The organism is Pseudomonas sp. LS.1a, from assembly GCF_022533585.1.
Classification (GTDB): Bacteria; Pseudomonadota; Gammaproteobacteria; order Pseudomonadales; family Pseudomonadaceae; genus Aquipseudomonas.
Genome location: NZ_CP092827.1, coordinates 886,397 through 899,054 on the forward strand (window position 1 = coordinate 886,397; position 12,658 = coordinate 899,054).

10 protein-coding genes and 1 pseudogene are annotated in these 12,658 nt (G+C 64.7%); 5 read left to right on the forward strand and 6 right to left on the reverse strand.

Features of this window, described 5'->3' with window-relative positions; genetic code table 11:
- Nucleotides 1–90 precede the first annotated feature (90 nt).
- Nucleotides 91–225: pseudogene (locus MKK04_RS04075) on the forward strand (DUF3077 domain-containing protein); the annotation flags it as partial.
- A gap of 134 nt (nucleotides 226–359) precedes the next feature.
- On the opposite strand, the gene MKK04_RS04080 reads toward MKK04_RS04075, so the two are convergent.
- Both MKK04_RS04080 and cra read right to left on the reverse strand, forming a co-directional pair.
- Nucleotides 360–1,136, reverse strand: a complete 777-nt coding sequence (locus MKK04_RS04080; protein ID WP_241106270.1) for a TatD family hydrolase — start codon at nucleotides 1,134–1,136, stop codon at nucleotides 360–362.
- 2 nt (nucleotides 1,137–1,138) lie between these two features.
- The gene (gene cra / locus MKK04_RS04085; RefSeq protein WP_207832488.1) at nucleotides 1,139–2,134 is read right to left on the reverse strand and encodes a catabolite repressor/activator; all 996 of its coding nucleotides are present in this window, start codon (nucleotides 2,132–2,134) and stop codon (nucleotides 1,139–1,141) included.
- 284 nt (nucleotides 2,135–2,418) lie between these two features.
- Between cra and ptsP the strand changes: the two genes are divergently transcribed.
- Genes ptsP through MKK04_RS04100 form a run of 3 tightly spaced genes read left to right on the forward strand, consistent with a single transcriptional unit; the run spans nucleotide 2,419 to nucleotide 7,955 of the window.
- Nucleotides 2,419–5,271: a phosphoenolpyruvate--protein phosphotransferase gene (gene ptsP / locus MKK04_RS04090; RefSeq protein ID WP_241106271.1), complete on the forward strand. Its 2,853-nt coding sequence runs from the start codon at nucleotides 2,419–2,421 to the stop codon at nucleotides 5,269–5,271.
- Nucleotides 5,272–6,219 carry a 1-phosphofructokinase gene (pfkB, locus tag MKK04_RS04095; protein ID WP_241106272.1) on the forward strand — a complete coding sequence of 316 codons (948 nt, stop codon included), beginning with the start codon at nucleotides 5,272–5,274 and terminating at the stop codon, nucleotides 6,217–6,219.
- Nucleotides 6,216–7,955 (forward strand): PTS fructose-like transporter subunit IIB, encoded by a 1,740-nt coding sequence (locus tag MKK04_RS04100; protein WP_233693851.1) that lies wholly within the window; start codon nucleotides 6,216–6,218, stop codon nucleotides 7,953–7,955. Before pfkB ends, MKK04_RS04100 begins: the two co-directional genes overlap by 4 nt.
- A 119-nt stretch (nucleotides 7,956–8,074) precedes the next feature.
- On the opposite strand, the gene MKK04_RS04105 is transcribed toward MKK04_RS04100, so the two are convergent.
- Nucleotides 8,075–8,296 carry a DUF3820 family protein gene (locus MKK04_RS04105; RefSeq protein WP_015268980.1) on the reverse strand — a complete coding sequence of 74 codons (222 nt, stop codon included), beginning with the start codon at nucleotides 8,294–8,296 and terminating at the stop codon, nucleotides 8,075–8,077.
- Between the two features lie 203 nt (nucleotides 8,297–8,499).
- Between MKK04_RS04105 and MKK04_RS04110 the strand changes: the two genes are divergently transcribed.
- Nucleotides 8,500–8,976, forward strand: coding sequence for a ferritin-like domain-containing protein (locus MKK04_RS04110; protein ID WP_207832496.1), 477 nt, complete (start codon nucleotides 8,500–8,502; stop codon nucleotides 8,974–8,976).
- Here MKK04_RS04110 and MKK04_RS04115 read toward each other — a convergent pair.
- The 3 genes from MKK04_RS04115 to MKK04_RS04125 form a co-directional block, all read right to left on the reverse strand.
- A complete protein-coding gene (locus tag MKK04_RS04115; protein WP_241106273.1) occupies nucleotides 8,973–10,463 on the reverse strand; it encodes a GGDEF domain-containing protein in 1,491 nt (496 codons plus the stop codon). The two genes, MKK04_RS04110 and MKK04_RS04115, sit on opposite strands and share 4 nt — an antisense overlap.
- Nucleotides 10,464–10,699: 236 nt before the next feature.
- Complete coding sequence (locus MKK04_RS04120; protein WP_207832499.1) at nucleotides 10,700–12,034, reverse strand: OprD family porin; 1,335 nt, start codon at nucleotides 12,032–12,034, stop codon at nucleotides 10,700–10,702.
- A gap of 205 nt (nucleotides 12,035–12,239) precedes the next feature.
- Nucleotides 12,240–12,464: a hypothetical protein gene (locus MKK04_RS04125; RefSeq protein ID WP_207832502.1), complete on the reverse strand. Its 225-nt coding sequence runs from the start codon at nucleotides 12,462–12,464 to the stop codon at nucleotides 12,240–12,242.
- Nucleotides 12,465–12,658 lie beyond the last annotated feature (194 nt).

Genomic DNA, 12,658 nt, shown 5'->3' on the forward strand with positions numbered 1-12,658 from the left:
TTAGGCGCAAATGCGCAAGCACGGAGCCCTGAGTCAGGGCTCTTGCGTGTTGGCACTCTTCGCGCCGCGCCTTACGCCACGCTCCACATATTGTGCGGGTCGGGGCGGGACCTGAACATTGACGGCCTGATGGACAACAAGCCGCAACTGCTTTGGGCTTCACATTATCTGAGTGCTTTGGCCAAGGCGCTGATGGATGATGCCGGGTTGGGGATGATGCGCTGAGTCTTGTATTGGCTGGGCCGGCCTCTTCGCGGACACGCCCGTTCCCACAGGTACTGCGCCGGTCTCAATTTGCGCGGACCCTGTGGGAGCGGGCAAGCCCGCGAAGAGGCCCGCGCAGGCAATAACCCTCTCAGCTACCAGCCAAACAACGCGCAAGCATTGCGGCTGCTGGCTTCAGCCAGCTCCGAGACGTCTACCCCCATCACCTGCGCCAGCGCCCCGGCAATCTCCGGCAGGTGCTCCGGGCTGTTCCTCATCCCTGGGTACATGACCGGCGCCATGTCCGGCGCATCGGTCTCCAGCACCACGCTGTCCAGCGGCAACCGCGCCAGGGTCTTGCGCAGCCGCAGCGCCTGTGGCCAGGTAGCCGCACCGCCAAGCCCAAGCCGGAAGCCCAGCTTGATGTACTCGCGGGCCTCTTCATAACTGCCGGCAAACGCATGTATCACCCCCGCCCGCGCCGGCTTGTAGCGCTTGAGCGTGGCGATCACCTGGGCATGGCTGCGGCGCACGTGCAGCAGGGCGGGCAGTTCGAAGTCGCAGGCCATCTGCAGTTGCGCTTCGAACAGGTCCTGCTGGCGGGCCTTGTCCAGGTCTTCGAGGTAGTAGTCCAGGCCAAACTCGCCCACGGCACATAGCCGTGGGTTGCCATGCAGGCGCTCCAGCCATTCGCGCAACTGCACCAGGTGCTCCGGGCGATGCTGGTCAAGGTAGATCGGGTGCAGGCCGAGTGCGGCGAACAGGCGCTGGTCGGCGCAGGCCAGGTCCCACACCCGCTGGAAATTCGCCTGGTACACCCCCAGCACCACCATCCGCTCCACCCCGCGCTCCGCCGCGTTGGCCAGCAGGCGCGGGCGGTCGGCGTCGAAGTCGGGGAAGTCCAGGTGAGTGTGGGTGTCGATCAGGCGCATGTTCAGGCCACTGTAATGCGTTGCTTGAACGTTCGACCGACGGCATGTACACCAGGTTCGTAGCGTTTGTCCTCGATCGCGGCCAGTGCCAGTTCCAGCGCGGTGGCGGCAATCAGGCCATGCTGCTGGGCCATGGCATTCACCGGCAGCGGCAGGAAGTCGAGCAACTGGTTGTCGCCAAAGGTACCCAGCTGCAGCTGGCGCGAGTCGGCAGGGCGGGCCTGCAGGGTGTCGAACACTCCTTGCAGCAGCACATAGGAGGTGGTAACCAGGGCATCCGGCAGGCCGCCGAAGTCTTCGATCAGCTGCTGCATCAAGCGCTGGCCGCACTCACGGCTGAACGCTTCGCCCTGATAGCGGCGAACTTCGCCGGCATAGCCTTGCAGGGCTTCGTCGAAGCCGCCGGCACGTGCCTGGCTGACCGACAGCTCGGGGCGTGCGCCGATCAGCGCGATGCTGCGCGGGGCGGCGCTCAGCAAGCTGGCGGCCAGTTGGCGGCTGGCGTCGCGGTCGTCGCTGATCACCGAGCAGAAGTGCGCAGGGTCCAGGCGGCGGTCGATGGCAATCACCGGCAGGCCTTTGTCCTGCAGTTCGCGGTAGCTGTCATCTTCCGGTGGCAGGCAGCTGGCGACGAACAGCGCGTCGCACCGGCGGGCGCGGAACAGCTGCTGCAACTGGCGCTCGCTGTCGGGCTGGTCGTCGCTGCTGGCGATCAGCAACTGGTAGCCACGGGCGCGGGCACCTTGTTCGAGTTGCTTGGCGATGCGGGCGTAGCTGGGGTTCTCCAGATCCGGGAGAATGAAGCCCAGGGTGCGGGTATGCCGGCTGCGCAGGCCAGCGGCCTGCGGGTTGGGGGTGAAGCCGTGGGCCTCGACCACCGCGCGTACCCGCTCGACAGTGCTGTTGCTGATGCGCTGCTGTTCGGCCTTGCCATTGATGACGTAGCTGGCGGTGGTCACGGACACACCGGCCAGACGGGCGATATCGCTGAGTTTCACCGAATTTTCCTTGTTATTACCGGGGCTGGCTGTGAGGCCTGACCGGGAAGTTTGACCCGGCGGGGGCGCCACGCGCAGACGACCATTGTCGCAATTGTCCGACAGGATGGGGCTTTTTCCTCGGCAGATTATCGAGTAACGTGGCCGCCTGGTCAGATTAATCGTTTCAGCTGCCGAATTTTCTGCCTCGGCTGCCATCCGTGCAAGGCTGTTGAACTGGCCGTTCATGTGAATTTCACAACAATACTCCAGTACCCGACCGGGAACTGCAAAAGGAGAAGGTCATGCTCGAGCTCGCCAAGGAGCAGATAGCCATGGGCCAGAAGGCCGCCGACAAGGCCGAGGCATTGCGCCTGCTGGCCGACCGGCTGGTCACTGACGGCCTGGTCGCCGAGGGTTACCTGCAAGGGCTGCAGGCCCGAGAGACACAAGGCTCCACCTTCCTTGGGCAGGGCATTGCCATCCCCCATGGCACGCCGCAGACCCGAGACCTGGTGTACGCCACCGGCGTGCGCCTGTTGCAGTTCCCCGAGGGTGTGGACTGGGGCGATGGCCAGATGGTCTACCTTGCCATTGGCATCGCCGCCCGTTCCGACGAGCACCTGCGCCTGCTGCAACTGCTGACCCGCGCGCTGGGCGAGACCGACCTGGCCGAAGCATTGCGCCGCGCCGGCTCCGCCGAGGCGTTGCTGAAACTGTTGCAGGGCGCGCCACAGGAACTGGCGCTGGATGCACAACTGGTCGGCCTGAACCTGCCGGCCGAAGACTTCGATGAACTGGCCTGGCGCGGCGCCCGCCTGTTGCAGCGCGCCGACTGCGTCGACAGCGGTTTTGCCGCCGTGCTGCAGCAGGCCGAGCCGCTGCCGCTGGGCGAGGGCCTGTGGTGGCTGCACAGCGAGCGCCAGGTGCGCCAACCGGGCCTGGCCTTCATTACCCCGCAGCAGCCGTTGCGTTACCGCGACCAGCCGCTCAACGGCCTGTTCTGCCTCGCCAGCCTTGGTGCTGCTCACCAGGCCTTGCTCGAGCGCCTGTGCGAAGTGTTGATCGAAGGCCGCGGGCAAATGCTCTACCAGGCCACCAGCAGCCGCGCGGTACTGGAAGTGCTGGGCGGTGAGGCGCCGGCAGACTGGCCCAGCGCGCGTGTCGTGCTGGCCAACCCGCACGGTTTGCATGCCCGCCCGGCAAAGGTATTGGCGCAACTGGCCAAAGGTTTCGAGGGGGAAATCCGTGTACGCCTGCTCGACAGCGCGCAGCCGGCGGTGTCGGTAAAGAGCCTGAGCAAGCTGCTCAGCCTCGGCGCCCGACGTGGCCAGGTGCTGGAGCTGGTGGCTGAGCCAGGCATCGCCGCCGATGCCTTGCCGGTGCTGCTGGCCGCCATCGAACAAGGCCTGGGCGAGGAGGTGGAGCCGTTGCCGCAGAGCGCGGCGCCCGTCGCCAGCGCAGCGGCCGAATTGCTGCAAGCGCCCGAAGCCGGTAGCCGCATCCACGGCGTGGGTGCTGCGCCCGGTATTGCCAGTGGCCCGGCGCATGTGTGTGTCGAGCGTGAATTCGACTACCCCCTGCGCGGCGAGTCGTGCGCCCAGGAGCGGCAGAAGCTGCGTGAAGCCGTGGCGACCGTGAATGGCGAGCTGCAGGCCTTGGTCCAGCGCAGCGACAAGGCCATTGGTGAAATCTTCGTCACCCATCAGGAAATGCTCGCCGACCCGGCCCTGACCGACGATGTCGAGCAGCGCCTGGGCCAGGGCGAAAGCGCCGCAGCCGCCTGGATGGCGGTGATCGAGGCGGCGGCGCGCCAGCAGGAGTCGCTGCACGATGCCTTGCTCGCCGAACGTGCTGCCGACCTGCGTGACATCGGCCGCCGCGTGCTGGCGCAGTTGTGTGGCGTGCAGGCCCAGGCTGAACCCGAGCAACCCTACGTGCTGGTGATGACCGAAGTCGGCCCGTCCGATGTCGCCCGACTGGACCCGAGCCGTGTCGCCGGTATTGTCACCGCCCAGGGCGGCGCCACCGCCCACAGCGCCATTGTCGCCCGTGCCCTGGGCATCCCGGCGGTAGTGGGCGCGGGGGCGTCGATACTGCTGCTGGACAGTGGCACGCCGCTGCTGCTCGATGGCCAGCGTGGCGTGGTCAGCGTGGCGCCGCCGGCGGATGAACTGCAACGGGCCCTGGCCGAGCGCGACCTGCGCGAGCAACGCTTGCAGGCCGCCTGGGCCAACCGCTTCGAGCCGGCGGTCACCCGCGATGGCCACGCCGTCGAGGTGTTCGCCAACATCGGCGAGAGCAACGGCATCGCCAAGGTGGTGGAGCAGGGGGCCGAAGGCGTGGGCCTGCTGCGCACCGAGCTGATTTTCATGGCCCACCCCCAGGCCCCGGACGTGGCCACCCAGGAAGCCGAGTACCGCCGCGTGCTCGATGGCCTCGACGGGCGCCCGCTGGTAGTGCGTACCCTCGATGTCGGCGGCGACAAACCGCTGCCGTACTGGCCGATCGCTGCCGAGGAAAACCCGTTCCTCGGCGTGCGCGGCGTACGCCTGACCCTGCAGCGCCCGCAGGTGATGGAAGACCAGTTGCGCGCCTTGCTGCGGGCGGCCGACCAGCGTCCGCTGCGCATCATGTTCCCGATGGTCGGCCAGGTGCACGAATGGCGTGAGGCGCGGGCCATGGTCGAGCGCTTGCGTGCCGAGATCCCGGTAGCCGACCTGCAACTGGGCATCATGGTCGAAGTGCCCTCGGCAGCGCTGCTGGCACCACAACTGGCGCGCGAAGTGGACTTCTTCAGCATCGGTACCAACGACCTGACCCAGTACACCCTGGCCATCGACCGTGGCCACCCCAGCCTCTCGGCCCAGGCCGACGGCCTGCACCCGGCGGTGCTCAACCTGATCGACATGACCGTGCGCGCCGCCCATGACCATGGCAAGTGGGTGGGTGTGTGCGGCGAGCTGGCGGCCGACCCGCAGGCGGTAGCCGTGCTGCTGGGCCTGGACGTGGACGAACTCAGCGTCGCCGCGCGCAGCATTGCCGAAGTCAAGGCCCTGGTCCGCCAGGCCGATCACCAGACGGCCCGCGCCCTGGCGCGCGAGGCCCTGCAACAGGACAGCGCCGCAGCGGTTCGCGCGCTGGTGGAGCGTTACTGAATGGCCAAGATCCTCACCCTCACCCTGAACCCGGCGCTGGATATCACCATCGGCCTGGATACCTTGCGCCCGGGGCAGGTCAACCGCAGCCAGGTACAGCACAGCCACGCCGCGGGCAAAGGGCTGAACGTTGCCCAGGTTCTGGCCGACCTGGGGCACAGCGTCACGGTTGGCGGCTTCCTCGGGCGCGATAACCTGCAGCCGTTCGAGGCGCTGATCGACTGGCGCGGCTTCGCCGACTGCTTTGTCCGCGTGCCGGGCGAAACCCGCAGCAACATCAAGCTGGTCGAGGCCGATGGCCGTGTCACCGACATCAATGGCCAAGGTCCGGAAGTTGACGAAGCGGCACGAAGTGCATTGCTGCGCCGCCTGGCGCAGATCGCCCCGGGCCACGATGCGGTGGTGGTGGCTGGCAGCCTGCCGCGCGGGATCAGCCCCGAGTGGTTCCGCCAGTTGCTCGAACAGCTCAAGGCGCAAGGCCTCAAGGTAGCCCTGGACAGCAGCGGCGAAGCCCTGCGTGCCGGCCTGCAGAGCTCGCCCTGGCTGGTCAAGCCCAATACCGATGAGCTGGGCGAGGTACTCGGCCTGGCTGTGGATAACCTGGCGCAGCAGCGCGCCGCTGCCGAGCACCTGCTGGCCAGTGGCGTCGAACACGTGGTGGTGTCGGCGGGCGAGCAGGGCGTCAGCTGGTTCGCCCGCGACCTGGCCATGCATGCTTGCCCGCCCAAGGTGCAGGTCGCCAGCACGGTGGGCGCAGGTGATTCGCTGGTGGCCGGCATGGTCCACGGTCTGCTGCTGGGCGAAGCCCCAGCGCAAACCTTGACCCGTGCCACCGCGATCGCCGCCCAGGCTGTTACCCAGGTTGGTTTCGGCATCCGTGACCGCGAGCAACTGGCGCGCCTGGAAGCCGGTGTGCAACTGACAGAACAACAAGAGGGTTGCCGATGAACATTGCCATTGTCACTGCCTGCCCCAATGGCCAGGTGTCGAGCGTGCTGAGCGCGCGCTTGCTGTCCGCCGCAGCCCAGCGGCGCGGCTGGAGTACCAGCGTCGAAGTGCAGGATGCCGGCCACCCCGAGCGGCGACTGAGCACCACGCAGATTGCCGAGGCCGACTGGGTGCTGGTGGTCAGCACCGGCCCGGTGGACCTGGCCCGTTTCGTCGGCAAGCGCGTGTACCAGAGCACGCCGTCCCAGGCTTTGGCCGACCGTGAAGGCTTCCTCGATGAAGCGGCGGCCAACGCCCAGCTGCTGGCCACAGTGCCAGGCAGCCCGGCCGAAGCAGGCAGCGCTGGCGCACGCATCGTCGCCGTCACGGCTTGCCCGACTGGCGTCGCGCATACATTCATGGCTGCGGAAGCCTTGCAACAGGCTGCGCAGCAACTGGGCTACCAGTTCACCGTCGAGACCCAGGGCTCGGTCGGTGCGCGCAACCCTTTGTCTGCCGAAGCCATCGCCGCAGCTGATGTAGTGCTGCTGGCCGCCGACATCGAAGTGCCCACCGCACGTTTCGCCGGCAAGCGCATCTACCGTTGCGGCACCGGTATCGCCCTCAAACAGGCCCGTGCCACCTTGGACAAGGCCCTGGCCGAAGCCAAGGTGGAAAACAGCAGCGATGCCGCAGCAGTGACCACGCCAGTGAGGGGCGAGAAGACCGGGGTATACAAGCATCTGCTCACCGGCGTGTCGTTCATGCTGCCGATGGTGGTGGCTGGCGGCTTGTTGATTGCCCTGTCGTTCGTGTTCGGTATCGAGGCTTATAAAGAAGCGGGCACCTTGCCGGCCGCGTTGATGCAGATCGGCGGCGAGGCTGCGTTCAAGTTGATGGTACCGCTGCTGGCGGGATATATCGCCTGGTCCATCGCCGACCGCCCGGGGCTGGCACCCGGCATGATCGGCGGCCTGTTGGCCAGTACCCTTGGCGCCGGTTTCATCGGTGGTATCGTCGCCGGCTTCCTCGCCGGTTACAGCGCCAAGGCGATTGCCCGCTGGGCGCGCCTGCCCAGCAGTCTGGAGGCACTCAAGCCGATCCTGATCATTCCGCTGCTGGCCAGCCTGTTCACCGGCCTGGTGATGATCTATGTGGTCGGCCAGCCTGTGGCGGCGATGCTGGAAGGCCTTACGCATTTTCTCGACAGCATGGGCACCACCAATGCCATTCTGCTGGGCCTGTTGCTGGGTGGCATGATGTGCGTCGACCTGGGCGGGCCGATCAACAAGGCCGCCTATGCCTTCTCGGTGGGGCTGTTGGCCTCGTCGAGCTATGCACCGATGGCGGCGACCATGGCCGCCGGCATGGTGCCACCCATTGGCCTGGGTATCGCCAGCTTCCTGGCCCGACGCAAGTTCGCCCAGAGCGAGCGCGAGGCGGGCAAGGCGGCCCTGGCGCTGGGGCTGTGCTTCATCTCTGAAGGGGCGATCCCGTTTGCCGCCAAGGACCCGCTGCGGGTAATTCCGGCCAGCGTGGCCGGCGGGGCGTTGACCGGGGCATTGTCGATGTACTTCGGCTGCAAGCTGATGGCGCCGCATGGCGGCCTGTTCGTGCTGCTGATCCCCAATGCGATCAACCATGCGCTGTTGTACTTGTTGGCGATCGTGGCGGGTAGCCTGCTGACGGCGGTGGTGTATGCGGTGATCAAGAAAAGCGAGCGGGTGGAGTTGGCGGTGGTGCCGGTGAAGGGCTAGAGACTTCTGTAGGCATTAGTGGCCTCTTCGCGGGCACGCCCGCTCCCACAGGTACTGCATGATCTTGAAGCTTGCAGTACCTGTGGGAGCGGGCGTGCCCGCGAAGAGGCCGGAGCAGGTCAACGCCCGTGCTTCTGCCGCAACGGCACAAGCAGATCGCCCAGCCCGTTGTGGTCGATCTCATGCATCAACGCCAATAGCCCACCCAGTTCCCCCGCCGGGAAACCCTTGCGTGCAAACCAGGCCAGGTAATCACCTGGCAGGTCGGCAATGATTCGTCCCTGGTACTTGCCAAATGGCATGGTGCGGGTCACCAGCAGTTCGAGGGTTTCCGGCTTCATCATCGGCGCACCTGGCTGTTGAAAAGCGCCGACCATACTGCAATCTGCACGAAGGCCCAAGCGGCAATCATGCAGAACGCCGGTTTCAGCATTTACTCTTGTCATCATATCTATTTGATTTAAAAGTATTTTATTGAGAGCACAAGGTTGGCACGAACGCTGCTCCCTTACAGATGACTATCACCTGCCAAGGAGTTCGTACCATGAGCAATCCCAACAAAGACGTGATCGATGTGCTCAACGACCTGATCGAGTACAGCAAGGATGGCGAGAAAGGCTTCAAAGCCTCGGCCGATGATGTGAAGAACCCCGAACTGAAAGCGTTCTTCGTTCAACGTGCCGGTGAGTGTGCCAATGCTGCCGGTGAACTGCAGAGCGAGGTGCGCCGCCTGGGGGGCGACCCGGAAACCTCCACCAGCATCAGCGGTGACCTGCATCGGGGTTGGGTCAACCTCAAGGCGATGGTGACCGGCAAGGATGAGGAAGCGGTGCTGAACGAGGTGGAGCGGGGCGAGGACCATGCCCTCAAGGCCTACAAGGAAGCCCGTGAGAAACTGGTGAAGCTGGGCCGCGGCGCCAGCGACCAGACCTACACCCTGGTGGAAAAACAGCTGCAAGGCGTGCAGCGCAACCATGACCAGGTCAGGGCCCTGCGCAACGCCGCGCGCGCCCGCGCCTAGTCGGCAGGCCCCTCTACCCGGTTGCGGCCTTTGGCCTTGGCCCGGTAGAGCGCTTCGTCCGCAGCACCCAGCACCCTCGCCAGGTCGTGCTGAGTGCCCGACAGGCCGATACCGATGCTCACGGTGACCGAGTGGGCATCGTCGGCAAACGGCGCCAGCGCCTCGACGCGGGCGCGGATGCGCTCGGCCAGCAGTCTCGCACCGGCCAGGTCGGTTTCCGGCAGCACTACCTGGAACTCCTCACCGCCATAGCGCGCCGCCAGATCGGCCGGGCGACGGATGCACGCCTCGATGGCCTTGGCCACTTCGCGCAAGGCATGGTCGCCACCGGCGTGGCCATGGCGCTGGTTGAAGGCCTTGAAGTGGTCAACATCCACCATCAGCACCGCCAACGGCGTGCGGTTGCGCTGGGCGCGGGCCCATTCCTGGCGCAGTACCTGATCCAGGTGGCGGCGGTTGGCCAGGCCGGTCAGGCTGTCGGTAGCGGCAAGGGTCGCCAGGCACTGTTCGGCCTCCTGGCGGCGGCGCAATTCGCGCCCCAGCAACAGTGTCAGCCAGAGGATTCCTACGCACAGTACGCCGGTGGCGACGCTGACGACGATCGCCGTGCGGCGCCAGGACTGGAACACCTCCTCGGCGGAGTGAGCCACCAGCACGATCAGCGGCAGCTGCGGGACTCGGGCAAAGGTGTACATGCGCAGCGTGGCACTACTGCCGGAGCGGGCGGTGAAACTACCGCTCTGTTCGTTGAGTATGCGCTTGAAATTGGCGCGATTGGCGTAGTTGGTGCCTATAAGCGGATCTTGTGGCCGTGATGGCTGGCGGGCGAGCAGCTGTCCGTCGGCGTTGAACAGGCTGATGTTGCTGTCATCACCGATATCCAGTCGCCGGAACAGGTCGCTGAAGTAAGACAGGCGCAGCGCACCCGCTGCCAGACCAGCGAACTCGCCATTGGGGCCGGAGATGCGCCTGCTGAAACTGATGCACCAGTCCTGGTCGCCGAGCGTAGCCTTGAACGGTGGGCCCACCAGCAGTCCGAGGTTGGGGTTGTGCAGGTGTGCCTGGAACACCCCGGTGTCGCCGAAGTTGGCCCGGCGTGGCACGCTGCTGGTGGAATCGCCTACCACGTTGCCTTGCTTGTCCAGCCACAGCACGTCACCGCGCTTGCGGTCGACGAAGGCTTCATTGAAGAGCAGGCGTTGGCGCACCGGGGCGGGAATTTCCGGCAGATCCTTGCGCCCGACCGCCCAGATCAGGCCCTGCAGTGACTGGTCGTAGAGTTCGACGTTGCGCAGGATGTCGCTTTCGATCAGCTGGACGATATTGTTGGACGAGCGGATCGCCGACAGCTCGACATTGTCGCGCTCACGCGCCAGCAGGTAGCTGACGATGGCCACAATGGCGAGCACGGCAAGGCAACTGCCCAGGTTGAGGATCAGCTCGGGGTGCGATCTGTAGAGTGCGAAACGCGGTGGTCGGGGGGTCATGCTCGCTACTGCGTGGGCAGGGCCATTCGCGGCGGCGACATTCTAGGGAAGCGGGGATTGTCGAACAACATTTGTCCGACGGAATCACGGTATACCTTGTTTTGGACTGTCCACAAGCCCCTGTGGGAGCGGGTTCACCCGCGAAGAAACCAACGCGGTGTCTGGCACCGGCTTCGCCGGTGTTCGCGGGTGAACCCGCTCCCACAGGGGTTATGTGTGCGTCCCGTAAACCAGGATCAGAACACGTTCAACGGGTAATCCACGATCACGCGCAGTTCATCGTTGTCGCTGTTGCTGTCGATCGATGCATAGCCCTGGCTGCCACGGTGGGTGGCATAGCGCACCAGCACCGACAGGTCCTTCAGATCACCCTCCTGGAACACATACTTCACGTCCAGGTCGCGCTCCCAGTGCATGGCGTTCTTGCCATCGGCACGGTAGTAGTCGTAGTGGGTGGTGTCCTGGGTAGCCTTGGTCAGGTCCGCTTCACCGCGCGAGTACGACAGCACCGTGGTCAGACCAGGGATGCCCACACCGGCGAAGTCATAGTTGTACTGCAGCTTCCACGAACGCTCGTTTGGCGCGTTGAAATCCGAGTACATGCGCGAGTTGTCCAGGTAGATGCTGTCGCCCAGGTTGATGTAGTCGAACGGCGTGTTGCCATTGACCCGCTGGTAGGCGGCAGTGACGCTGTGGAACCCGGCGTTGACGGTGAAGTGCACGCTGTAGGTGTTGTTGTCGATCTTGCCCAGCAAGGCCTGGCCGGTGTCCTGGGTGTGATAGAAGTGCACGCCCGGATTCAGGCTGACCAGGTCGTTGACCACGTAGGTGTAGTCGAAGTCGGCGTAGTACTGGTTCCAGATGTCCTTCAGCTCGGCTGCATACAGGTTGGCGGTAACGTTCGGGGTACCGCTCCACGACGCGCCGGCCCAGTTCAGGTGCTTGCTCTTGTCATGCTCGTCCAGCGAGCCGTAGTAGGTGTCGATGCGGCGGTGGCCGCTCTGGTTGTACGGCTTGGTGAAGCTGACCTGGCCGCCTTCGAGCAGCAGGCCGTCGATGCTGGTGTTGGTCAGGCTAACCCCACGGAAGGTCTGCGGCAGCATGCGGGATTCGCCGCCGGCGATCACCGGGTTGGTCAGGAACAGGTCACCGGCTTTCAGCTCGGTGCCGAAGGCCTTGAGCTTGACTGCGGCACCGGCAGTGGAGAACGAGTGCGGGGCAGCACCCAGTTCGTCTTCGTTCTTCTGGTGGGTTGGCAGGATGCTGGTGCCAGCATGGCCGCCACCGCCGTCCAGTTTCAGGCCCAGCATGGCATGGGCATCCAGACCAAAGCCGATCACGCCCGGGGTGTAGCCCGACTCGAAGCGCGCAACCGCGCCCTGGCCCCACTCGCGGGTGTCGCGCACGCCGGCGTTGCGGTTGTCGCGGTTGAAGTAGGCATTACGGAAATGCAGGTTGAAGGACGAGCCTTCGATGAAGCCATCAGCCTTGTCTTCATCTGCCTGGGCGGCGAAAGGGATCGTTGCAGTCAACGCAATGAACAGCGGGGTAAAACGAAACGCGGAAGGCACCGGTACTAGCTCCTTTGGTCTGACGGTGGGGCAGTTTTTATTTTCGAATGTGCGTCTTTTTTATAGGTGAACGTTACAGCTGGGCTGATAGTTAAAGCACATAAAAAAAGCCGCTGATCGGCAGCGGCTTTAAAAGGCTAACATATCGGCACCGGTGGTGCCCATGGCGTAGCCAAGGGAAAACGGGAGCAGCGACAGCGCTTGATCAGCTGTCGGCATTGGCATCGATAGAAACCTTGGAAGCGGTCTGTTTTGCGTCTTTGGCTGAATCGGCCTGCTGTGCGGCTACGGCTTCGCGGAACTCTTGGTGGACTGCGGCAAACTCAGCGTTACGGGTGACGAACGCTTGGGATTCTTCGGCCATGGCCAGGGGCGACAACAACAGGGAAGACAGGACGAAGACGCTGGCAATACCCATACTGTTGGACATTTGAAACTACCTTCTTGCGGTGCAAGTGCTAATGAGGACGGGGGTAAAGTTAGTCCTTTCAATACACTTGAAACAGAGCGAAGTGCGATAAGCACTGTTGCGCAAAAGGTAATTATCGCAGGAAAAAGCAATAGGACTTTCGCCGCAAAGCCGCATGCTAGAGAGCCTGCGCGGTCTTTACTTTTGTGGGAGCG

Bases quoted from the DNA above. Each gene is read 5' to 3' on its own strand.
- MKK04_RS04115 (WP_241106273.1), bottom strand. From the start codon at position 10,463: ATGACCCCCCGACCACCGCGTTTCGCACTCTACAGATCGCACCCCGAG.
- ptsP (WP_241106271.1), top strand. From the start codon at position 2,419: ATGCTCGAGCTCGCCAAGGAGCAGATAGCCATGGGCCAGAAGGCCGCC.
- MKK04_RS04105 (WP_015268980.1), bottom strand. From the start codon at position 8,296: ATGAAGCCGGAAACCCTCGAACTGCTGGTGACCCGCACCATGCCATTT.
- MKK04_RS04110 (WP_207832496.1), top strand. From the start codon at position 8,500: ATGAGCAATCCCAACAAAGACGTGATCGATGTGCTCAACGACCTGATC.
- MKK04_RS04100 (WP_233693851.1), top strand. From the start codon at position 6,216: ATGAACATTGCCATTGTCACTGCCTGCCCCAATGGCCAGGTGTCGAGC.
- MKK04_RS04080 (WP_241106270.1), bottom strand. From the start codon at position 1,136: ATGCGCCTGATCGACACCCACACTCACCTGGACTTCCCCGACTTCGAC.
- MKK04_RS04125 (WP_207832502.1), bottom strand. From the start codon at position 12,464: ATGTCCAACAGTATGGGTATTGCCAGCGTCTTCGTCCTGTCTTCCCTG.
- pfkB (WP_241106272.1), top strand. From the start codon at position 5,272: ATGGCCAAGATCCTCACCCTCACCCTGAACCCGGCGCTGGATATCACC.